This window comes from Bordetella sp. 2513F2, from assembly GCF_054642735.1.
In genome coordinates this window covers 4,136,073-4,157,575 of record NZ_CM137755.1, presented here as the reverse complement: position 1 = coordinate 4,157,575, position 21,503 = coordinate 4,136,073, and the positions used below count along the sequence as shown (strand labels likewise).

17 protein-coding genes and 1 riboswitch are annotated in these 21,503 nt (G+C 70.8%); of the genes, 10 read left to right on the top strand and 7 right to left on the bottom strand.

What is annotated here, in order from left to right; all coding sequences use genetic code 11:
• The first annotated feature begins 16 nt into the window (after positions 1 to 16).
• From ACYBYQ_RS19655 to ACYBYQ_RS19630, 6 genes are all read left to right on the top strand, one after another.
• Entirely contained in the window at positions 17 to 682 is a 666-nt protein-coding gene (locus ACYBYQ_RS19655; RefSeq protein WP_459616103.1) for an RraA family protein, read from the top strand.
• A gap of 112 nt (positions 683 to 794) precedes the next feature.
• A complete protein-coding gene (locus ACYBYQ_RS19650; protein WP_459616102.1) occupies positions 795 to 1,808 on the top strand; it encodes a Bug family tripartite tricarboxylate transporter substrate binding protein in 1,014 nt (337 codons plus the stop codon).
• Positions 1,809 to 1,885: 77 nt separating this feature from the next.
• Complete coding sequence (locus tag ACYBYQ_RS19645; protein ID WP_459616101.1) at positions 1,886 to 2,122, top strand: DUF1289 domain-containing protein; 237 nt, start codon at positions 1,886 to 1,888, stop codon at positions 2,120 to 2,122.
• 109 nt (positions 2,123 to 2,231) lie between these two features.
• The gene (locus ACYBYQ_RS19640; RefSeq protein WP_459616100.1) at positions 2,232 to 2,738 is read left to right on the top strand and encodes a sigma-70 family RNA polymerase sigma factor; all 507 of its coding nucleotides are present in this window, start codon (positions 2,232 to 2,234) and stop codon (positions 2,736 to 2,738) included.
• Positions 2,725 to 3,735, top strand: coding sequence for a FecR family protein (locus ACYBYQ_RS19635; RefSeq protein ID WP_459616099.1), 1,011 nt, complete (start codon positions 2,725 to 2,727; stop codon positions 3,733 to 3,735). Before ACYBYQ_RS19640 ends, ACYBYQ_RS19635 begins: the two co-directional genes overlap by 14 nt.
• A 175-nt stretch (positions 3,736 to 3,910) precedes the next feature.
• The gene (locus ACYBYQ_RS19630) at positions 3,911 to 6,331 is read left to right on the top strand and encodes a TonB-dependent siderophore receptor (RefSeq protein WP_459616098.1); all 2,421 of its coding nucleotides are present in this window, start codon (positions 3,911 to 3,913) and stop codon (positions 6,329 to 6,331) included.
• Here the strand turns inward: ACYBYQ_RS19630 and ACYBYQ_RS19625 are convergent.
• Positions 6,325 to 6,990 (bottom strand): VOC family protein, encoded by a 666-nt coding sequence (locus ACYBYQ_RS19625; protein WP_459616097.1) that lies wholly within the window; start codon positions 6,988 to 6,990, stop codon positions 6,325 to 6,327. The two genes, ACYBYQ_RS19630 and ACYBYQ_RS19625, sit on opposite strands and share 7 nt — an antisense overlap.
• A 155-nt stretch (positions 6,991 to 7,145) precedes the next feature.
• Here ACYBYQ_RS19625 and ACYBYQ_RS19620 point away from each other — a divergent pair, with 155 nt between their 5' ends.
• The 4 genes from ACYBYQ_RS19620 (at position 7,146) to metF (ending at position 11,117) form a co-directional block, all read left to right on the top strand.
• A complete protein-coding gene (locus ACYBYQ_RS19620; RefSeq protein ID WP_459616096.1) occupies positions 7,146 to 8,189 on the top strand; it encodes a glycosyltransferase family 4 protein in 1,044 nt (347 codons plus the stop codon).
• 44 nt (positions 8,190 to 8,233) lie between these two features.
• Positions 8,234 to 8,350: riboswitch (S-adenosyl-L-homocysteine riboswitch) on the top strand.
• A gap of 99 nt (positions 8,351 to 8,449) precedes the next feature.
• Entirely contained in the window at positions 8,450 to 9,865 is a 1,416-nt protein-coding gene (gene ahcY / locus ACYBYQ_RS19615; RefSeq protein WP_459616095.1) for an adenosylhomocysteinase, read from the top strand.
• Between the two features lie 74 nt (positions 9,866 to 9,939).
• On the top strand, positions 9,940 to 10,275 hold the full coding sequence (locus tag ACYBYQ_RS19610; protein WP_459616094.1) for a phage holin family protein: 336 nt from the start codon (positions 9,940 to 9,942) through the stop codon (positions 10,273 to 10,275).
• Complete coding sequence (metF, locus tag ACYBYQ_RS19605) at positions 10,275 to 11,117, top strand: methylenetetrahydrofolate reductase [NAD(P)H] (protein ID WP_459616093.1); 843 nt, start codon at positions 10,275 to 10,277, stop codon at positions 11,115 to 11,117. Before ACYBYQ_RS19610 ends, metF begins: the two co-directional genes overlap by 1 nt.
• A gap of 29 nt (positions 11,118 to 11,146) precedes the next feature.
• Here metF and ACYBYQ_RS19600 read toward each other — a convergent pair whose 3' ends face one another.
• The 6 genes from ACYBYQ_RS19600 to ACYBYQ_RS19575 form a co-directional block, all read right to left on the bottom strand.
• On the bottom strand, positions 11,147 to 12,145 hold the full coding sequence (locus tag ACYBYQ_RS19600; protein ID WP_459616092.1) for a tripartite tricarboxylate transporter substrate-binding protein: 999 nt from the start codon (positions 12,143 to 12,145) through the stop codon (positions 11,147 to 11,149).
• Positions 12,146 to 12,333: 188 nt separating this feature from the next.
• Positions 12,334 to 13,197 (bottom strand): proteasome-type protease, encoded by an 864-nt coding sequence (locus ACYBYQ_RS19595; RefSeq protein WP_459616091.1) that lies wholly within the window; start codon positions 13,195 to 13,197, stop codon positions 12,334 to 12,336.
• A 46-nt stretch (positions 13,198 to 13,243) separates the two neighbouring features.
• A complete protein-coding gene (locus ACYBYQ_RS19590; RefSeq protein WP_459616090.1) occupies positions 13,244 to 14,386 on the bottom strand; it encodes a zinc-binding metallopeptidase family protein in 1,143 nt (380 codons plus the stop codon).
• Positions 14,383 to 15,366 carry a transglutaminase family protein gene (locus ACYBYQ_RS19585; protein WP_459616089.1) on the bottom strand — a complete coding sequence of 328 codons (984 nt, stop codon included), beginning with the start codon at positions 15,364 to 15,366 and terminating at the stop codon, positions 14,383 to 14,385. Before ACYBYQ_RS19585 ends, ACYBYQ_RS19590 begins: the two co-directional genes overlap by 4 nt.
• Positions 15,367 to 15,391: 25 nt before the next feature.
• A complete protein-coding gene (locus ACYBYQ_RS19580) occupies positions 15,392 to 17,968 on the bottom strand; it encodes a circularly permuted type 2 ATP-grasp protein (RefSeq protein WP_459616088.1) in 2,577 nt (858 codons plus the stop codon).
• 58 nt (positions 17,969 to 18,026) lie between these two features.
• A complete protein-coding gene (locus ACYBYQ_RS19575; RefSeq protein WP_459616087.1) occupies positions 18,027 to 21,407 on the bottom strand; it encodes a transglutaminase family protein in 3,381 nt (1,126 codons plus the stop codon).
• Positions 21,408 to 21,503 lie beyond the last annotated feature (96 nt).

Genomic DNA, 21,503 nt, shown 5'->3' with positions numbered 1-21,503 from the left:
CATTCCGGAGGATCCCGTGACCCAGGCCAGTTCTTTCGACGACGCGGCGCGCGCGCTCAGCACCGCCGAGATTTCCGACGCGCTCGATTTCTTCCAGCTCCCGGGCAGCGCGCCGGGCCTGGGCAGGGTGGCCGGCGAGCCGCGCGTGTTCGGGCCCGCCTACACCGTGCGTTTCGCGCCGGTCGATACCCAGGCCAAGGGCACGGTGGGCGATTTCATCGACGACGTGCCCGCCGGCGCGGTGGTGGTGCTGGACAACGGCGGGCGAACCGACTGCACCGTGTGGGGCGGCATCCTGAGCCGCCTGGCGAGCCACCGTGGGGTGGCCGGCACCGTGATCAACGGCGTCTGCCGCGATACCGCGGAGGCGGATGACTGCGGCTATCCGCTGTACAGCCGGGGCCGCTTCATGCGCACCGGCAAGGACCGCGTGCAGGTCGAGGGCGTGGAAGTGCCCGTGAGCCTGGGCGAGGTCCGCGTCTGCCCGGGCGACATCGTGGTGGCCGACCAGGACGGCGTGGTGGTGGTGCCGCAGGCGCGCGCGCACGAGGTGTTCGCCAAGGCGCTGGCCACGCGCCGCGCCGAGGAGGCGATCCTGGCAGAGGCGCTGGCCGGGGCCCGCCTCGCCGATGCGCGGCGCAAGCACGGCTACCACACGCTGCAGCGCGGCGAGGAAGCCTGATCCGCCCTGCCGCGCCCGCCCGGCGCGCGGCAGGGCACGGACCGGCCGCCCCGGGCAGCCGTCGTCCGGCACGTTCCCTTTTTTCATAATGCATCACGCAGAGGAGACTGCAATGACGTGTGCATCGAAGAGGAAGACGGGTTTGCAGGGCGGCGTGCGTCGCCGCGTCCTGCGCGCGGGCGTGGCGCTGGCCATGCTGGCGGGAGGGGCGCCGGCCCTGGCCGCCGGCTGGAACTGCGCCAATGTCCGTTTCGTTTCGCCCTACCCGCCGGGCGGCACCACCGACATCCTGGCGCGCCTGCTGGCGCCGTCGTTGCAGGAGTCGCTGGGCGTGCCCATCGTGGTGGACAACCGGGCCGGCGCCAGCAGCAATATCGGCACGGAGTTCGTGGCCCGCTCGGCCCCGGATGGCTGCACGCTGTTGCTCGGCAACAATACCGGGGTGGTCATCAATCGCAATCTCTATACATTGCGGATCGATCCGGTGAAGGACCTGCAGCCCATCGCCCAGGTGGCGGCCATGCCGCTGGTGCTGTACGTGAATCCGGGCGTGCCGGCCAGGACGGTGGAGGAACTGGTGGCCTTGCTCAAGCGCGAGCCCGGCAAATACAACTTCGCCTCGGGCGGCAGCGGCAGCCCGCAGCACCTGGCCGGCGAACTGCTGAAGCTGCGCGCCGGCGTGGACATGCTGCACATCCCCTACAAGGGCCAGGGGCCGGCCATGACCGACGTCATCGCGGGCCAGGTGCAGATCGCCTTCGAGACCACCGGCGCGCTGCTGCCGCAGGCCCGCGCCGAACGGGTGCGCCCGCTGGCCACCACCGGCGCCAGGCGCGCCGAGGCCTTCCCGGATCTGCCCACCCTGGACGAGGCCGGCTACGACGGCTTCGTGGTGACGAACTGGTACGGCGTCTTCGCGCCCGCCGGCCTGCCCGCCGACCTCACCCGGCGCCTGAACGAGGCGGTCAATCGTGCGCTGGTCTCGCCCGACGTGGCGGCCAAGCTGGCCGACATGGGCTCCGCCCAGGTGGGGGGCGAAAGCGCCCAGACCTTTGCGTCCTTCATCCAGAAGGAAGTGCCCGTGTGGGAAGACGTGGTCAGGCGCTCCAACGCCAAGGTGGATTGAGGCCGGCAGCCGCCCAAGCCTGCGCCCGCGGCAGGGCCATGGAAAAGGGGCGGCTCCCCGGGTGTTAACCTAGCCCGATGAGCCGTTCTTCTTCCGACCTGCCCGATATCCCGGTTGCCGCCGAACGCGGCAGCCGCGACGTCTTCTCGGCCACCGATTCTCCCTGCGTGGCCGTGTGCTCCACCCTGTATGACGACATCTGCCGCGGCTGCGGCCGCACGGCCATGGAGGTGGCGAACTGGGTCTTCATGGACGAGGCGGAAAAGCGCGCCGTGTGGGCGCGCATCAAGTCCCAGGGCTATCCCCGGCGCTGAGCCGGCGCCGGCCGGAGGGCCGGCATGCACCGGGCGGGTTCGCGCGCGCAAATGAGAATGCGTATTAAAATAAAACATTATTTCTCCCTGTGACTTTGCCGCCCCGCCCATGCCGCGCACCGCCCAGCCCAGGAAAGACTGGCTCGCCCACTACGCGGAACTGATCACCCGGTGGCGGCGGGGCGGGCACGGCAGCGAGAACGGCGAAGACGCCATGCACGACACCGTGCTCGGCATGCTGGAGGGCGGCGTGGGCGCCATCCATGATCCCCGGGCCTACATGGCCCGGGGCACGTCGAATCGCCTGGTGAGCCGGCATCGCCACGTGAACGCGCTGGAGATCACGTCGCTGGACAGCATGGACGAGGTCGAGCACCCCGCCACGGCGCCGGCCGATGACGGCATCCGGTTCCAGCAACTGGCCGACGCGCTGGCGGTGGCGCTGGCGGAATTGCCGCTCAAATGCCGGCAGGTGTACATCATGTGCCGCCTCGAGGGATGGACGCACACCGAGATCGCCCATCAGATGGGCCTCTCGCGCAGCATGGTGGAAAAATACATGACGCGTTCCGTGCGCCACATCAACGAGCGGCTGCAGCACCATGCGCCCAACTGATTCCGGCCCCGGGCCCGTGCCGCCGGACGGGCTGGACCTGCCGCGCGACGCCGCCCAGTGGTTCGCGCGCATGCATTCGGGCGAGGCCACCGACGCCGAGCGGCGGGCATTCGCCGCCTGGCTGCAGGCCGACCCGGCGCACCAGCGCGAATACCGCAGGCTGATGCGGCTCTGGGACGCCGCGCTGGCCGTCCCGGAGACGCGGTTGCGCGCGCTGATGCGCGACGTGCCCGCCCGGCCGGCGCCGCACGGGCTGCCGCGCCGCCGCGCCTGCGTCGGGCTGGCAGCCGCCTGTGCGCTGGCCGTGGTGGCAGGGCTGGCAGGCCCGATGCGCCATTCCGGCCCGGCCGCCGACGTCATCGGGCTGGCCACGCGCCAGGGCGAGCGGCGGCAGGCCAGCCTGCCCGACGGCTCCACGCTGCATCTGAATTCCGGCACCCGCCTCGTCGTGCGTTTCGACAAAGACAGCCGGCGGGTGGTCCTGGAACGCGGTGAAGCCTATTTCGACGTGCAGCACGACGCCGCTCGCCCTTTCGTCGTGGACGGCGGCATCGGCCGGGTGACCGTCACCGGTACGCGTTTCGACGTGCGCCGGGATGCCGACATGCTGCGCGTCAGCGTGGAGTCGGGCTCGGTCCGGCTGGCGGCGGGTCGCGGCGGGTGGCCGGCCGAACGGCGGCTGGCGGCGGGCCAGCAGGCCGCTGCCTACGCAGACGGCACGCTGGGCGGGATCATGGAGGTCGACGTGGGCCGGGTCGCGGCCTGGCGGGGCGGCAAAGTGGTGTTCGACGACATGCCGCTGGCCGCGGTCATCCAGGAAATGAACCGCTACCTGCCCCGGCCCGCCCGCCTCGCGGCGCCCGGGCTGGACCGGTATCGCGTGTCCGGGGTGTTCGACATCGACGATCCCCAGGCGATGATGGCCGCGCTGCCCGTCATCGCGCCCGTGGCCGTGGAGCGTGCCGTCAATGGCGACCTGGCCGTGGTCGCCCGCTGATGCCGGCACACGCCTGGCGGCCAGGTCCTGAAAAATAATATCGATTCCCATTCCGGTGAAGGCGGGGGTCGTGCGTCTGGATAAATGAGGGGGCAGCGCGAGCCGGCTCCCGCCACGTTCAGACCCGAGCATGCCCCCGCCACCGTCCGTGGCGCCCATCACTGGAATCCGCATCTTGAATAACCCTCCGTCCCGACGCGCCAGGCGTTTCCCGCCCCGGCTGGCGCTTTCCGCACTGGCCATTTCGCTGTCACTGGGCCTGGGCGTGGCCCCCGCTGCTGTCCGGGCCCAGGAAAGCGCCGCCCGCATCCTCCATATCCCGGCCCAGCCGCTGGGCGACGCGCTGCTGCAGCTGGGGCAGCAGACGCCCCTGCAGATCTTCTTCTCCCCGGACGTCGTCGCCGGCCTGAATGCAGGCGCCGTGTCGGGCGAGCTCGCGCCGGAAGCGGCGCTGCGCCAGCTGCTGCAGGGCACCGGCATCCACTACGACCGCAACGGCAACAGCGTGACCCTGTCGCGCCCCGGCGCGGGCCCGGTGGCCGAGCTGGCTCCCGTTACGGTGAGCGCCGGCATCCTCGGCGATCTTGCCGTGCCCTACGCCGGCGGGCAGGTGGCCACCGGCGGCAGCCTGGGGCTGCTCGGCGCCGAAGACGTGATGAACACCCCGTTCAGCACCACCAACTACACCTCCGAGCTGTTGTACGACCAGCAGGCGCGCACCCTGGCCGACGTCGTCGTCAACGATGCCTCGGTGCGCAACCTCACCTCCACCGGCGGTTTCGGCGAGGATTTCCAGATCCGCGGCTTTCCGGTGGGCAGCGGCGACGTCAGCGTCAATGGCCTGTACGGCCTGGTGTCGTCCAGCCGCGTGCCTGTGCAGATCCTCGAGCGCGTGGAGGTGCTCAAGGGCCCGGGCGCCCTCATGCGCGGCATCCCGCCCGGAGGCAGCATCGGCGGCGCCATCAACGTCGTCACCAAGCGTGCCGACGACGAGCCGCTGGCCCGCGCCACGCTGGGCTACTCCAGCGAGTCCAACGCCACCGCCCAGCTCGACCTGGGCAGGCGCTTCGGCGAGGACAACGCCTGGGGGGTGCGCTTCAACGGGGTCAAGCGCGGCGGCGAGGCCACGCTGCGCGACGGCAATCAGGGCCTGGACATGGCCGCGCTCGGCCTGGACTACCGCGGCAGCCGCCTGCGCTGGTCCATCGACGCCATCCACCAGGAAGACGAGATCGAGAACGTCCGCTCGCAGATCGGCTGGCAGCCGGGCATCGACGAACTGCCGTCCCCGCCGGACGGCCGCACCAATTTCTATCCCGGCACCCGGCTCACCCAGCGCGACGACACCGTGATGTCGCGCCTGGAGTACGACTTCACCGACAACGTCACGGGCCACATCGCCCTGGGATACCGCGACGGCGAAGTCCGCCAGATCTTCCCGGTGACGGTGGACGAGACCGGCGCGCGCCGGCTGTCGGTGGATGCCGACGGCAACTTCCACGTGATGACCACGTACTACGACTCCTACTCCAAGACCCTGAGCGGCGATGCCGGCCTGAGCGCGCGCTTCGAGACCGGCGCCATCAAGCACCGGGTGGCGCTGGGCTTCACCTACATGGACCAGGAGGCCGGCAACGCCTATTCCACCGGCTCGGCGGTGGTGGCCTCCAACATCTATCACCCCGTGCACATCCCCGCGGGCCCGGCCGTCCGGCTTACGCCGCAGAAGGCGTCCGACACCGCGCTCACCAGCTTCGCCATTGCCGACACCCTGTCCTTTGCCGACGACCGCGTCCTGCTCACCGTGGGCGCGCGCCGCCAGACCGTGGACGTGGACAGCTACGACACCATCACGGGCGCCGAGACCAGCAAGTACCGGGCGAACGCCACCTCGCCCGTTGCCGGCCTGGTCGTCAAGCCGCTGGAGAACGTCTCCGTCTATGCCAACTTCACCGAAGGCCTGACGCGCGGCACCATCGTCGGTTCCACCTATGCCAACCGGGGCGAGGTGCTGGCCCCCTACAAGTCCAAGCAGTACGAGGCGGGCGTCAAGGTGGACTGGGGCAGCATCACCACCACTGCCGCCCTGTTCCAGCTCGCCCGCCCCGCCGGCGAGGCCAACGACGACAACGTCTACGGCTATTTCGGCGAACAGCGCAATCGCGGCCTGGAGCTCAGCGCCTTCGGCGAACTCACCCCCGGCCTGCGCCTGATGGCCAGCGCTTCCTTCATCGACAGCGAGCTCAACAAGACGCAGAACGGCGTGAACCAGGGCAACCGTCCGGCCGGCGTGCCCGCCAGCACCTACAACCTGGGCCTGGACTGGGACACGCCGTGGGTGCAGGGCCTGAGCCTGAACGGCCGCGCCATCCGCACGTCGTCGGTGTATCTCGACAGCGCCAACACGCTGCGCCTGCCCGGCTACACCCGCTACGACGTGGGCGCCCGCTACCACATGCGGGTCGCCGGCAAGGACGTGGTGCTGCGCGCCAACATCGAGAACGTGACCGACAAGCGCTACTGGCTGGCGTCGGGCTCGTTCGTGACGAACGCCGCCGGGCGGACCTACATGCTGTCGGCCTCGATCAACTATTGAGCTGCGCCGTCCGGCGCGGCGGCGGCCGGCAGCATGCGCAGCCCATGCGGGGTGCGCACGCGGGCCTGCAGCCGCGGCGTCTCGCCGAAATGCAGGCTGACGACGGCGCCCTCGTAGCCGATCGCGTCCAGCATGGCGTGCAGGCGCGCCGGCTCGGGGTGGAACACGTCCAGCCCCTCCAGCGTGCAGCCCAGGTCGTCCAGCACGGCCGCCGGGTGCGGTTCGGCGTCCCATTGGATCAGGGTGGGCATGGCCCCGCCGGCGTTGCCGGGCAGGCTGCCGTCCGCGGGTATGGTGATGCGCCACGACAGCGCGCCGCGCTGCATGGGTTCCACCTCGCCCAGCGACGGCCCGGCGGCGGCGCGTGCCGCGGCGATGTCGTCCGTGCGCGCCACCCACGTCGCCAGCCGCGGCGCGCAGGCCGGCCCGAGGCGGTCGAGCTCGAACCAGCGCGGCCGCTGCGGCCGGGGCGCGGCAGGGTCCGGCGCGATCACCTCCAGATAGACGTCCGGGCCCAGGCGCAGCAGCAGGTTGTGCGTGCCCATGCGCGCATGGGCGCCGCCCGGCCGGGGGCGTACGCCCAGGGCGCGTTCGACGAAGTCCGCGCCGGCCCGGAGGTCGGGCGCCGACACGGCAATGTGGTCCAGGGCAGTCTTCATGGGGTTCCCGCGCTCGGAGGCGGGCCGGGCGGCCCGAAGCCGCCAGTCTATCTGCGGCGGGCGGCCGCGACCAGGGATGCCTCTGGACAGCTGACTTTGTCATGTCACAATAGGCGGGCCTAATGCAGCGGTCGCAACCCGACCCGGTTCGTACCATGCGCATCGTCCTCGTCACGGATGCCTGGCATCCGCAAATCAACGGCGTGGTCCGCACCTGGACCACCATGCTGCGCCTGCTCCGGGAGTGGGGCCACGAGGTGATCGTGGTCAGCCCGGAAGGCAGCCGCACGGTGCCGGCGCCGTCGGAGCCGGAATTGCGGCTGTGCGTGCAGCCCGGCAAGCAGCTGCGCCGCATCCTGGGCGACACCGTGCCCGACGCCCTGCACATCGCCACCGAAGGGCCGCTGGGCCTGGCGGCGCGCCGCATGGCGCTGCGCCGCGGCTGGCGCTTCACCACCTCGTTCCACACCCTGTTCCCCGAATACCTGGAAGCCCGCATGGGCATCCCGGCCTCGCTGCCCTGGCGCTACATGCGCTGGTTCCACCGGCCCTCGCAGCGCGTGCTGGTGCCCACGCCCACGGTGCGCGACATCGTCGCCCGGCGCGGGCTGGAGCGCCTGCAGGTGTGGTCGCGGGGGGTGGATGCCCGGCTGTTCTCGCCCGGCTCGCGCGATGCGCTGGGCGATCTCCCGCGCCCCATCTACCTCAGCGTGGGCCGGGTGGCGCGCGAGAAGAACCTCGACGCCTTCCTCTCGCTGGACCTGCCCGGCACCAAGGTGGTGGTGGGCGGCGGGCCCGATGCCGAACGGCTGCGGTCGCGCTATCCGGATGTCGTCTACGCCGGCCCGCAGCCCGACGGCAAGCTGCCCCAGTACTACCGCGCCGCCGACGTGTTCGTGTTTCCCAGCCTCACCGATACCTTCGGCCTGGTGATGCTGGAAGCCATGGCCTGCGGCACGCCGGTGGCGGCATTGCGGGCCGAGGCGCCCATGGCGGTGGTGGAGCAGGGCGTCACGGGCTACCTGAACGACGACCTCGCGCAGGCCTGCCGCGCCGCCCTCGACCTCGACCGCCAGGCGGTGCGGGCGCATGCGCTCACCCGCACCTGGGATGCCGTGGCCAGCGACCTGCTGGGCGCCCTGGTGCCGCTCACGGAACAGACCGCCTGGGTGGATCCGGCCTACCATCCGCAGCTGTGAGCGCGGCTTTTGCGCGGGCAGGGCGAAACGCTACAATACGCCGCATTCCTGAGGAGCGTTGCGACGGATCGCCAGCCGCCCAGGGCCGCGTCCGCCAGGCTCAGGAAACTTGTTCCACGCGCCGTGTCCGCACGGCGCTGCAGCAACGGCGCTCACCTTAGCCGCCACGGCGGAAAAGGCGGGGCCATGCCGTTGCCGTGCAGGGCTCCCGCCGTCCGGCCGTCGTTGCGCCGTTCGTCATCCACATGGAGCCCTCCACCATGAACGCCGTCACCGAATCCTCCGTCAAAGACTACATCGTCGCCGACCTGTCGCTGGCCGACTGGGGCCGCCGCGAGCTGGCCATCGCCGAAACCGAGATGCCGGGCCTGATGGCCATCCGCGAGGAATACGCCGCCAGCCAGCCCCTGAAGGGCGCGCGCATCGCGGGCAGCCTGCACATGACCATCCAGACCGGCGTGCTGATCGAGACGCTGGTTGCCCTGGGCGCCGAAGTGCGCTGGGCCTCGTGCAACATCTTCTCCACCCAGGACCACGCCGCCGCGGCCATCGCCGCCACCGGCACGCCGGTGTTCGCCGTCAAGGGCGAGACGCTCGAGCAGTACTGGGAATACACCCACAAGATCTTCGAGTGGCCCGGCGAGCAGGCCAACATGATCCTGGACGACGGCGGCGACGCCACGCTGCTGCTGCACCTGGGCGCCAAGGCCGAGAAAGACATCTCCGTGCTGGCCAAGCCCGGCAGCGAGGAAGAGCGCGTGCTGTATGCCGCCATCAAGAAAACGCTGGAGCGCGATCCCAAGTGGTACTCCACCCGGCTGGCCCAGATCAAGGGCGTGACCGAGGAAACCACCACCGGCGTGCACCGCCTCTACCAGATGTCGCAGAAGGGCGAGCTGGCCTTCGCGGCCATCAACGTGAACGACTCGGTCACCAAGTCGAAGTTCGACAACCTGTACGGCTGCCGCGAGTCGCTGGTCGACGGGATCAAGCGCGCCACCGACGTGATGGTGGCCGGCAAGATCGCCGTGGTGGCCGGCTACGGCGACGTGGGCAAGGGCTGCGCCCAGGCGCTGGCCTCGCTGCGCGCCCAGGTGTGGGTCACCGAGATCGACCCGATCTGCGCGCTGCAGGCCGCCATGGAGGGCTACAAGGTGGTCACCATGGACGAAGCCGCCGCGCACGGCGACATCTTTGTCACGGCCACCGGCAACTACAACGTGATCACGCGCAAGCACATGGAAGCCATGAAGGACCAGGCCATCGTGTGCAACATCGGGCACTTCGACAACGAGATCGACGTGGCCGGCATCGAAGACCTGCAGTGGGAAGAGATCAAGCCGCAGGTCGACCACGTGATCTTCCCCGACGGCAAGCGCATCATCCTGCTGGCCAAGGGCCGCCTGGTGAACCTGGGCTGCGCCACGGGCCATCCCTCGTTCGTGATGTCGTCGTCGTTCGCCAACCAGACCATCGCGCAGATCGAGCTCTACACGCGCAACGAGGCCTATGAAAAGGGGCAGGTGTACGTGCTGCCCAAGCACCTCGACGAGAAGGTCGCCTTCCTGCACCTGAAGAAGCTGGGTGCGAAGCTCACCAAGCTCACGCCGCAGCAGGCCGACTACATCGGCGTGCCGGTCGACGGCCCGTTCAAGGCCGATCATTACCGCTACTGATTCCTGTAGCACAATAGGGGACACGTACCCGCGCCGCGCCGGCGCGGGCGTTTCCTCCCGATAGGAGATCGACCATGACCCTGATACTCGTCTGGATCCTGAACGCCGTCGCCCTGCTGGCGGTGGCGTACCTGCTGCCCGGCATCGCCGTGGCCAGCTTCGGCTCGGCGCTGATCGCCGCGCTGGTGCTGGGCCTGCTCAACATGCTGGTCAAGCCGGTGCTGGTCCTGCTGACGCTGCCCATCACGATCGTCACGCTCGGTCTCTTCCTCATCATCCTGAATGCCTTGTTGTTCTGGTTCGCGGGCTCCGTGCTGCGCGGCTTCCAGGTCAACGGCTTCTGGTGGGCCGTGGCGGGTGCGATTCTCTACAGCCTGATCTCCGGCCTGCTGTCCCGACTGATTCCCTGATGAACCAAGCGAATACGCCCGCGCTGAGCCTGGAGTTCTTCCCGCCGCGCGACATCGCCGCCCAGGAGCGGCTGGTGCGCGTGGCCAAGCAGCTGCTGCCCATGCAGCCGCGCTATGTCAGCGTGACCTTCGGCGCCGGGGGTTCGACCCGCGCCGGCACGGCCGATACCGTGCGCATGTTGCGCAACCTGGGCTGTGATGCGGCGCCCCATCTGTCGTGCGTGGGCGCCTCGCGCGCGCAGCTGCGCGAGATCCTCCAGGCCTATCGCGAGGAGGGGGTGCGGCGCGTGGTGGCCCTGCGCGGCGACCTGCCTTCGGGCATGGGCGGCGATGCCGGCGAGCTGCGCTACGCCAGCGACCTGGTGGCCTTCATCCGCGAGGAAACCGGCGACTGGTTCCACATCGAGGTGGCGGCCTATCCCGAGATGCATCCGCAGGCCTCCAGCCCGTCGGCCGACCTCGGGCATTTCGTGCGCAAGGTCCAGGCGGGCGCCGACGCTGCGATCACCCAGTATTTCTTCAACGCCGACGCGTATTTCGATTTCGTGGCCCGGGCCAGGGCCAGGGGCGTGACGGTGCCCATCGTGCCCGGCATCATGCCCATCACCAACCAGAGCCAGCTGCTGCGCTTCTCCGACATGTGCGGCGCCGAGGTGCCGCGCTGGATCCGCCTGCGCCTGGCCGAGTTCGGCGACGACAAGGCCTCGATCCGCGCTTTCGGGATCGACGTGGTGACGCGCCTGTGCCAGCAGCTGCTGGACGGGGGCGCGCCGGGGCTGCACTTCTACACGCTGAATTCGGCCGAGGCGCCGCTGGGCATCTGGAAGGCGCTGGGCCGCTGAGGCGCGGCGCCCGGCACCGCGCCGCGCGCTCAGTCGGCGTAGACGCCGGCCTTGCGGATGAGCGGCTGCCACTTGTCGCTTTCGGACTTGAGCCAGGTCTGCAGCCCTTCGGGGGTCTGCTTGGCGGCGGGCACGATCTCCGCGCCCAGCTCGGCCATGCGCTGGCTGAACGCCGGGTCGGCCAGGCCGGTCTTCAGCGCGGCGTTGAAAGTCTTGATGACCTCCCGGGGCGTGCCCTTGGGGGCGTAGATGCCGTGCCAGACCTTCATCTCGAAGCCCTTCAGCCCGGCCTCCTGCAGGGTGGGCGCATCGGGCAGGGCCTTGATGCGCTCCAGCGTGGTCACGCCGTAGAACTTCACCTTGCCCGCCTTGATGTGCGGGATGGTCTGCGTGGTCTGGTCGCACAGCACGTCGACCTGGCCGCCGAGCAGCGCGGTGAGGGCCGGGGCGGTGCCGGCGTAGGGCACGGTGGTGAACTGCGTGCCCAGGGCCTCCTGCAGCAGCATGCCGCACAGCTGGGACACCGCGCCGGGGCCGGCGTTGGCCAGGTTCACCTTGTTGCCGTTCTGCCTGGCGTAGGCCATGAAGCCTGCCATGTCGTCGGCGGGCAGGTCCTTGCGGCCCAGCAGGGTCATGGGCACGTCGGCCACCTGGCCCACGTATTCGAAGTCCTTGAGGGGGTCGTAGGGCAGCTTGCGGTACAGCGCCGGTGCGGTGGCCATGCCGTTGTGGTGGATCAGGAAGGTGTAGCCGTCGGGCTCGGCCTTGGCCACGAAGGCGGGCGCGATGGTGCCGCCGGCGCCGGTGCGGTTCTCCACCACGATGGGCTGGCCCAGCGTGCGCGACATGGCCGCGCCCAGGGTGCGGGCCACCACGTCGGTGGGGCCGCCGGCGGCGAAGGGCACGACCAGGGTGATGGGGCGGCCCGGGTACGCGCCCTGTGCCATTGCGTGGCCTGCCGCCAGGCAGCCGGCGGCCAGCAGGAGGGCGCCCAGGCGGCGCAGGTGTTGTTGCGGGAAGATTCCCATGTCTCGCTCCTTTTCTAGGGTCATGGCCCGGACGGCCAGCGGCCGCCCGGGAGGAAAGCCAGTTTCGGGCAATGCGGGACGGGGAGGAATTCGCGCTTCGCTAAGCCGGGGTTCGGCGGCGTCGAAGCAGCCGGGATGCCGGGGCGCCGGATGCCGCGGCGCGGGCCGCCGCCGGCGCCGTCCGGGGCTCAGGAGGCCTGGGGATGGCCGGCGGTGTCCTGGGCCAGCACCTGGGGCGGCGCATAGTCGGCTTCCAGGGTCCGCGGCGGCAGGATGCGCACGGGGCGGTGGGTATGGCCGCCGGTGAGCGAGGCAGGGTTGCCGGGCGCCGTCCAGGGCGGATCGGGGATTTCCGTGAACACCTGGCGCAGGCGTGCGCCCCAGGTGCCGCGGATCATGCGGAAGTATTCGTTGTGCTCGTCGATGTTGGCGAAGTGGGTGACGCGCAGGGAATCCTGCTCGTACACCAGCAGGTCCAGCGGCAAGCCCACCGAGATGTTGGAGCGCAGCGTGGAATCCATGGAGATCAGCGCGCACTTGGCCGCTTCATCCAGCGGCGTGTCGGGGCGCAGCACGCGATCCAGGATGGGCTTGCCGTACTTGGCCTCGCCGATCTGGATGTAGGGGCATTCGTGCGTGGCCTCGATGAAGTTGCCCGCCGCGTACACCTGGAACAGCCTGCAGGCCCCGCCGCGGATCTGGCCGCCGAAGATCAGGCTGACGTTGAATTCCACGCCCTGGCCGGCCAGGGCCTCGGCGTCGCGCCGGTGCACTTCGCGCACCGCCAGCCCGACGCGGCGGGCCGCTTCGAACATGTCCGGCGCCTGCCACAGCGAGCCGGCGTCGCTGCTGTCGTGCTGGGCCAGCACATTGACCACCGCCTGGCTGATGGCCAGGTTGCCGGCGCTCATGAGCACCATCACGCGCTCGCCGGGCTGCTCGAATACCTTGAGCTTGCGGAAGATGCTGATCTGGTCCACCCCGGCATTGGTGCGGGAGTCGGAGAGAAAGACCAGGCCCGCTTCGAGATGGGCAGCGACGCAGTAAGTCATGGCGGTGACCGATAAAAAACTGCGCCAATTGTAGGCACAAGCCGCTTCAGGCGGGGGCGGTGCGCACCAGCCGGTGCACGAACTGCAGCTTGCCTACCACGGCCATGGGCAGCACGAAGGGATAGAAATCCCGCTGGCCCATGCTGCGCGACAGCTCGTTGAGCACCCCGGTGAGGTCCACCCAGGCATTTACCAGGGCCAGGAACTGGGGGCCATCCGGGTCGGTGGGGTCGTACAGCGCCGTTTCGGTGAACGGCGCGTAGGGCCGTTCCACGGCGTCGCGGGCCACGCCGAAGCTCATGGCCGTCTCCAGGGTGTCCATCATGTGCAGGTAGTGGGCCCAGGTCTCGGCCCAGTCTTCCCAGGGATGGCAAGAGGCGTAGCTGCTGATGTAGGACTGATCCCAGTCGGCCGGCGGCCCCTGGTCGTAGTGGCGCTGCAGCGCGGCGCCGTAGTCGGCGCGCTCGTCGCCGAACACCTGGCGGAAGCTGTCCAGCCATGGCGTGCCGGCCACCAGGCGGTCCCAGTAGAAGTGGCCGATCTCGTGGCGGAAGTGGCCCAGCAGCGTGCGGTAGGGCTCGTGCATCTGTTCGCGCACCTTGACGCGGTAGGCGTCGTCGGCCTCCTGCACGTTGAGCGTGATGAGCCCGCGGTCATGGCCCGTCATGGGCGGCTGGCCGTCCGGATCGGGGGCCAGCAGGTCGAACATCAGGCCGCCGTCGCCCGGCTCTGCGGCGCGCCGCAAGGGCAGGCCCAGGGCCAGCAGTTGCGCCACCAGCCGGCGCTTGGCGGATTCCACCTTGGCCCACAGCCTGCCGTTCTCCGGATCCGAAAGATTGGGAATGGTGCGGTTCAGGGCGCAGGCCGGGCACAGCGTTTCGCGCGCGCCTGCCGGCACCAGCCAGTTGCAGACGGCCGGCGTGTCGAAATTGGCGCAGCGCCGGTACATCCTGCTGCGCTGGCGTCCGGCCAGCCGCCAGGAACCGGGCTGCGGGCCTTCGGCCAGGGCCACGACGCGGCCGAGGTGCGGCTCGTAGCCGAGCTGCGCATGGCAGTTCAGGCACTCGGTGTTGTCGAAAAATACCGGCTGGCCGCAGACGCAGCGGTACAGCCGCGAGCGGGTGGTGCGGCCGCGGCGCCGCGCCAGGCCGTCGAGCTGCTGGCTGAGCGCGTCGAAGAATCGGGTCATGGTGTCTCCTGCTGGGGGGGCAGAGACAGGCCGGCGGGTGCCTCCTGCCACGGCGCTACGGTGACGCGGACTTCGAGTGCATGGCCGCCGCCGCCGCGGATGACGCCGCGCAGCGGGGTGACGTCGCCGTAGTCGCGGCCGTACGCCAGCACGGCGTGTTCCCGGCCCGGCAGCATGGCGTTGGTGGGATCCAGGTCCAGCCAGGCGCCGCTCATGGCGTCCGGGCAATGGACCGATACCCAGGCGTGCGAGGCGTCGGCGCCCACCAGGCGCGGCTGGCCGGGTGGCGGGTGCGACAGCAGGTAGCCGCTGACGTAGCGCGCTGCCAGGCCGAGGGCGCGCAGGCAGCCGATCATGACGTGGGCGAAGTCCTGGCATACGCCCTGGCGCTGGCGGAACGCCTCGACCAGCGGGGTGGCCACGTGGGTGCTGTCGGCGGCGTAGTCGAAATCCGCATGGATGCGCTGCATCAGGGCCAGGGCCGCCTCAGGCACCGGTCGGCCCGGGGTGAAAGCGCGCAGCGCATAGGCGCGCAATTCGGCATGCAGCGGCACGTAGGGCGAGGGCAGGGCGAATTCGCACTCGGGGGCGTAGCGCCGGCCGGCGGCGTAGCGCAGCCGCTCGGCGGCCTGCTCCCAGGGCATGGCCGGCAGCGACTGCAGCGCCGGCGCGTCCGCATGCACCGTGACGCGGCTGCTGGCGCGCACCAGCAGCGCATCGTGCGGCACATACAGCGCGAAGGTGCTGCGCCAGTTGCCGAACGTGTCGGGCATGCCGTGGACCCGCGCCGGGGCGGGCTCGATGTGCAGCACGTGCGCGTCGAGCGACTGCCGCGCATCGTGGCGCGGACGCAGGTGCGTGAGGTGATGGGACACCTCGACCCGCGCGTCGTAGCGATAGGCCGTCTCGTGGACGACGGCCAGGCAGGCGCCGCCCTGTTGGGGGCCGGTGGCGGGGTCGCCGGAGATGGGCTCATTCATGCAGGTCTGCTTCCAGCATCGACACCTAGGCTGCCAGGCTCTGGTCGCCGGCGGCGTGGCTGAAGTAGCGCCGGCTGATCTCGTCGGAAAGTGCGCCGGCCGCGGCCTGCGCCCGGGCCGCCAGGGCCAGCACGGCCGCGTAGCGTCCGCGGGCATCGCGTTCGCACAGCGCAGCCAGGGACACGCCGGTATCGGCAGGCGGCAGCAGGGCGACCAGGTCGGCGGCGGGGCCGGCCGCGTGGCCGGGCAGGCGGCCGAGTTCGGCGTGCAGGCCGCCCAGCACACAGGCCAGCGAACGCGGATTGGCGGGATCCAGCACCAGCAGGTGCAGCAGCGCGGGGATTTCCTGGCGGCCCTGGTAATAGGCGCGATAGGTGATGATGCTGTCGAACAGTTCGAGCAGCAGGCCGAAGCCGTTGTCGCACAGCACGGCGTTGTCCTCGAACAGCGCGGCCAGCAGCCGCGCCATGGTGGCCAGCCGCTCGGTGTGCCGGCCTATGGTGAGGAGCCGCCAGCCGTCGTCGCGCGTCATGTGGTCGGCCTGGGCGCCGCTGATGGCGGACAGTTGCTGGCTCAGCTGGCGCAGCGCCGGCAGCAGGTCGGCCGCGGTGGGCGGCGCTGCCTCGCCGGCATCGGCGTCGGCGCCGGCGCGGGCCATGCCGCCGTCTGCGGCCACGCTGGCGATCAGGCGCCAATGGTCGGGTGACAGGCGGTCCCGCACCTGGCCTGCGGCGTAGGCCAGCGCCGAGATGTTGCGGGCCAGGCCGCCGTCCGGGGCGGCCAGGCCCGCGGCCAGCGTGTGCTCGAACACGCGCAGCGCGACGGGCATGCCGGCGGGCACCAGGCCGCTGTGCGCGCACAGCCGGGCCAGGGCGCGCAGCACCGGATCGGGATCGTCGGCATCGCCGTTGAGCCAGCCCAGGACCAGCGTGGCCAGCCGCACGTCGTTGCCGATGCGCTCGGCATAGCGCCCGGCCCAGAACAGGTTCTCGGCCGCGCGGCTCGAGACCGGCCAGCGCGCCTGCGCCACTTCCTCGGGGCGCAGGCGCGTGGGCAGCATCGAGAACGTGTCGACCGCCCCGCTGGTGGTGACCCACGTGTCCAGGCTGCTGCCGCCGCGCTGCATGGACACCACCTGCTGCTGCCGGTGGGCGATGCGGGTGAGGCCGCCCGGCAGCACGTGCCACCCGCCTTCGCCGTCGGCGATGGCGAAGACCCGCACCATGGCCGCCCGCGGCACGATGCGGCCCTCGGCCCAGGTGGGCGCCTGCGACAGCGGCAGGTAGGCCTGCACCGTGTAGGCGTCGGGATCGTCGGCGATGTGCGCGCGCAGTTCGGCCAGGGCCGCGGGCGAGGCGCTGGCGCCTATCACCGGTTCGAAGCCGGGACGCCGGCGGCTGCCCGGATAGGTGGCCTTGACCACCGCGGATTCCAGCATGGGCAGCGCCTGCTGCAGGGCGGCGGCTTCGCCGCACCACCACGACGGCAGCGACGGCAACTGCAGCGGTTCGTCCAGCAGGTGCCGGCAGATGGCCGGCAGGAAGCCGTTGATGGCGGGCGATTCGAGCAGGCCGGCGCCCAGGGCATTGGCCACCAGCACGTTGCCGGCGCGCATGGCCTGCAGCAGGCCGGGCACGCCCAGGGCCGAGTCGGCGCGCAGTTCCAGCGGGTCGCAGAAGTCGTCGTCGAGCCGGCGCAGCAGCGCGTGCACGCGTTCAAGCCCGTGCAGGGTCTTGACGAACAATTGCTCGTCGCGCACGACGAGATCGCTGCCTTCGACCAGGGTGAGGCCCAGGTAGCGCGCCAGGTAGATCTGCTCGAAATAGGTTTCGTTGTAGGGGCCCGGCGTGAGCAGGGCGATGCGCGGGGGCGTGTGCGCCGGCAGCCCGCCGGGGCTGAGCCGGTAGAGCATGTCCACCAGCCTGCGGTAGCTGGCCGCCAGGTGCTGCACGCGCAGTTCCTTGTAGGCCTCGGGGAACAGGCCGGAGATGATCAGGCGGTTCTCCAGCAGGTAGCCCAGGCCGGAAGGCGCCTGGGTGCGCTGCGAGACCACCTGCCAGCTGCCGTCGCTGGCGCGCGCCAGGTCGAAGGCCGCGATGTGCAGGAACACGCCTCCCGGCGGCACGTGGCCGCGCAGGGGGCGCAGGTAGCCGGGATGGCCCTGCACCAGCGCCGCAGGCAGCAGGCCCGACTGCAGCAGCGCCTGGGGGCCGTACACGTCGGCCAGCACCCGGTCGAGCAGGCGCGCGCGCTGCGCCAGGCCGCGCTCGATGACGGCCCAGTCGGACTCGCCCACGATATAGGGCAGCAGGTCCAGCGACCACGGGCGCGCCGGCCCGTTGGCGTCGGCATAGATGTTGTAGGTGACGCCGTTTTCGCGGATCTGGCGCGCCACGATGGCCGCGCGGCGGTCGAGGTCGGCGAAGCCCTCGGTGCCCAGCAGTTCGAAGAAGCGCGGCCACGGCGGACGCAGCACGGTGCCGCCGCCCGCCGCCGGCGCGGCGCGCAGCTCGTCGTAGTGGCCGGGGCGCGGCGGCAGGGCCGCATGCGCCGCGAGGGCGGCGATGTCGCGCGTGTCGGTCTGGAAAAGGAACTGCGGCATGGGTGGCGGGCTTGGCGGCGTGCCGCGGCGGGTTCGGGCCCTTCGGCTGGAACAGGTTCTAGTCGTGCCGCAGGTCCAGCGTGAACGGGAACTCGCGGCTGGGCATGGGCGGGGCAACCTGCATGCGCCCCGGCGTGTGCCCCATTTTCCAGAACCGCGCCAGCCGCCGGCTTTCGGCTTCGTAGGCGTTGATGGGCAGGGTGTCCGGGTTCAGGCCGCCCGGATGGTCCACATGATACCGGCAACCGCCCAGCGACCGCTGCGTCCAGGTATCGACGATGTCCAGCGTGAGCGGCGCGTGCACCGGCACCGTCGGGTGCAGGGCGGACGGCGGCGCCCAGGCCTTGTAGCGCACGCCGGCCACGAACTCCCCGGCGCGGCCGGTGGGCTGCAGTGCCAGCGCCCGGCCGTTGGCCGTGACCACGTAGCGGCTGTCGTTCAGGCCCTCGACCCGCACCTCGATGCGCTCCAGGGAGGCGTCGACGTAGCGCACCGTGCCCCCGGCGGCGGCCTCCTCGCCCATGACGTGCCACGGTTCCAGCGCGCCGCGCACTTCCAGCCGGATGCCGCGCGCGGCGATGTCGCCGTACTGGGGGAAGCGGAATTCGAAATGGGGGGCGAACCATTCTGGCTCGAAGCCATAGCCGGCTTCGTTGAGGTCGGCGATCACGTCCTCGAAGTCCATCCACACGAAGGTCGGCAGCAGGAAGCGGTCGTGCAGGGCCGTGCCCCAGCGCGTGAGCCTGGCGGTGTACGGGGTGCGCCAGAAGCGGGCCAGCAGTCCGCGCAGCAGCAGCTGCTGCGCCAGGCTCATGTGGGCATGGGGCGGCATCTCGAAGGCGCGCAGCTCCAGCAGGCCCAGCCGGCCGGTGGGGCCGTCGGGCGAATACAGCTTGTCGATGCAGAACTCGGCGCGATGCGTGTTGCCGGTGACGTCGACCAGGATGTTGCGCAGCGCGCGGTCGACCATCCAGGGCGGCACGCCGGCACCGTGCGCGGCGCATTGGCGGTGTATCTCCTGCAGCGCGATCTCGAGCTCGTAGACCTGGTCGTTGCGCGCCTCGTCGATGCGCGGGGCCTGGCTGGTGGGGCCGATGAACAGGCCCGAGAACAGGTACGACAGCGACGGATGGTTGACCCAGTAGGCCAGCAGGCTGGCGAGCACGTCGGGGCGGCGCAGGAAGGGGCTGTCGGCCGGCGTGGCGCCGCCCAGCACGAGATGGTTGCCCCCGCCGGTGCCGGTATGCCGGCCATCGGCCATGAATTTCTCGGTGGACAGCCGTGTCTCGAAGGCCGCCGCATAGAGGAACTCGGTATGGTCCACCAGTTCGTCCCAGTTGGACGCCGGATGGATGTTGACCTCGATCACGCCGGGGTCCGGCGTGACCTGCAGCAGCTTCAGGCGCGGGTCGCGCGGCGGCGGATAGCCTTCCAGCACGACGGGCCGGCCCAGCCGGGCGGCGGTGGCCTCCACCGCCGTGAGCAGCCGCAGGTAGTCTTCGGCCTGCGCCAGCGGCGGCATGAACACATAGAGCACGCCCTCGCGCGCCTGCACGCACAGGGCGGTGCGCGTGATCCAGCCGGCCGATTCGAAGCGCGCGGGCCGCTGGTCTGCAGGCATTGCGGCCGCACCGGCGGCCCCGCCGGCGCCGGCAGCGCCCGGCCCGCCGGCGCCCGGTCCGCCGGCGCCCGGTCCGCGCCCGCCGGACTCGGGCCCCGCGGCGGCATGAGGAGGCTGCATGCGCAGCAGGGCCGGTGCCGGCAGGCTGCGTGGCAGTCCGTAGGGATCGGCCTCCACCGCCAGCGGGCGGTCGGCTTCGGCGGCCCAGGGCAGCGAATCCAGCGGCAGCCGGTAGCCCATGGGGGAATCGCCCGGGAACAGGTACATGCGCTCGTCGCGCAGGAACCAGGGGCCGCTGCGCCAGGCCCCCCCCTCGCAGCTCAGGGGCAGGGCATAGCCCACCACGCGGTCCAGCCCCCGGCTGAAGACCTGGCGCAGCCGGGCGCGCTCGAGTTCGTCGTCCAGCCGCGCGTCGAAGGGGTCCACGTTGACCGGCAGGCGCCGTTCGCGCCAAAGGTAATAGAACACGTCTTCATAGGCGGGCTGCGCATAGTCCGCCGGCACGCCCAGTTCGGCGCACAGCGCCAGCATGAATCGCTGCGCATCGGCCTCGGTGCAGCCCCCGGGGCGGCGTTCGTCGGCGAACAGAGACGGGTCGTTCCAGCACGGCTGGCCATCGGCGCGCCAGTAGATCGACAGCGCCCAGCGCGGCAACTGCTCGCCGGGATACCACTTGCCCTGGCCGAAATGCAGGAAGCCATTGGCGCCGTAGCGCTCGCGCAGCCGGTGCACCAGCTCGGTGGCGTAGCCGCGCTTGGTGGGCCCCAGCGCGGCGGTGTTCCATTCGGGGGCGTCGCGGTCGGTCGTGGCCACGAAGGTCGGCTCGCCGCCTATGGTCAGGCGCACGTCGTGGCGGTCCAGGTCGTCGTCGATGCGATGGCCGAGGTCGCGGATGGCCTCCCACTGCGCGGCGGTGTAGGGCTTGGTGACGCGCGGCGACTCGAAGATGCGCGTGATCGCCATATCGTGGCTGAATGCCACTTCCGACTTTTCCACGGCCCCGGTGATGGGCGCGGCGCTGCCCGGTTCCGGCGTGGCCGCCAGGGGGATGTGGCCTTCGCCGGCCAGCAGCCCCGAGGTGGGATCCAGCCCGATCCAGCCAGCCCCGGGCAGGAACACCTCGCACCAGGCATGCAGGTCGGTGAAGTCGGCCTCCGCGCCGCTGGGGCCGTCGAGCGATTTCACGTCGGGCTTGAGCTGGATCAGGTAGCCCGAGACGAAGCGCGCCGCCAGGCCCAGGTGGCGCAGCGCCTGCACCAGCAGCCAGCCCGAGTCGCGGCAGGAGCCGGCGGCGCGGCGCAGGGTCTCTTCCGGCGTCTGCACGCCCGGCTCCATGCGGATCAGGTAGGAGATCTCGCGGTGCACCTGGCGGTTGAGCCCCACCAGGAAATCCACGGTGCGCTGGCTGCCGGTGTCGATGCGCGCCATGAACTCCGCGAACAGCGGCGTGGCGGGCTCCCTGGCAAGGTAGGGGGCGAGGTCGTGCGCCAGCCCGGGTTCGTACCGGAACGGGTAATGTTCGGCCGAAGGTTCGAGGAAGAAATCGAACGGGTTGTACACCGCCATTTCCGCGACCAGGTCGATCGTGATGCGCAGCTCGCGGGTTTTTTCCGGGAAGGTCAGGCGCGCGAGGTAGTTGGCAAAGGGGTCCTGCTGCCAATTCAGGAAATGCCCGGCCGGTTCGACCGTGAGCGAGTACGCCAGGATGGGCGTGCGGCAATGCGGCGCGGGCCGCAGCCGCAGCACCTGCGGCGACAGTCCGACCAGGCGGTCGTAGCGGTACTGCGTCACATGCTTGAGGGCTACGTGTATGGACACGGAAGTCTCCACTCTCGATCGGGGCAGGAGGAAGGCGCCAGGCGCTGGCGTGCCTGGGACCGGGCGGGCTGTTTCACATGTCTGGGTGCCGGGACG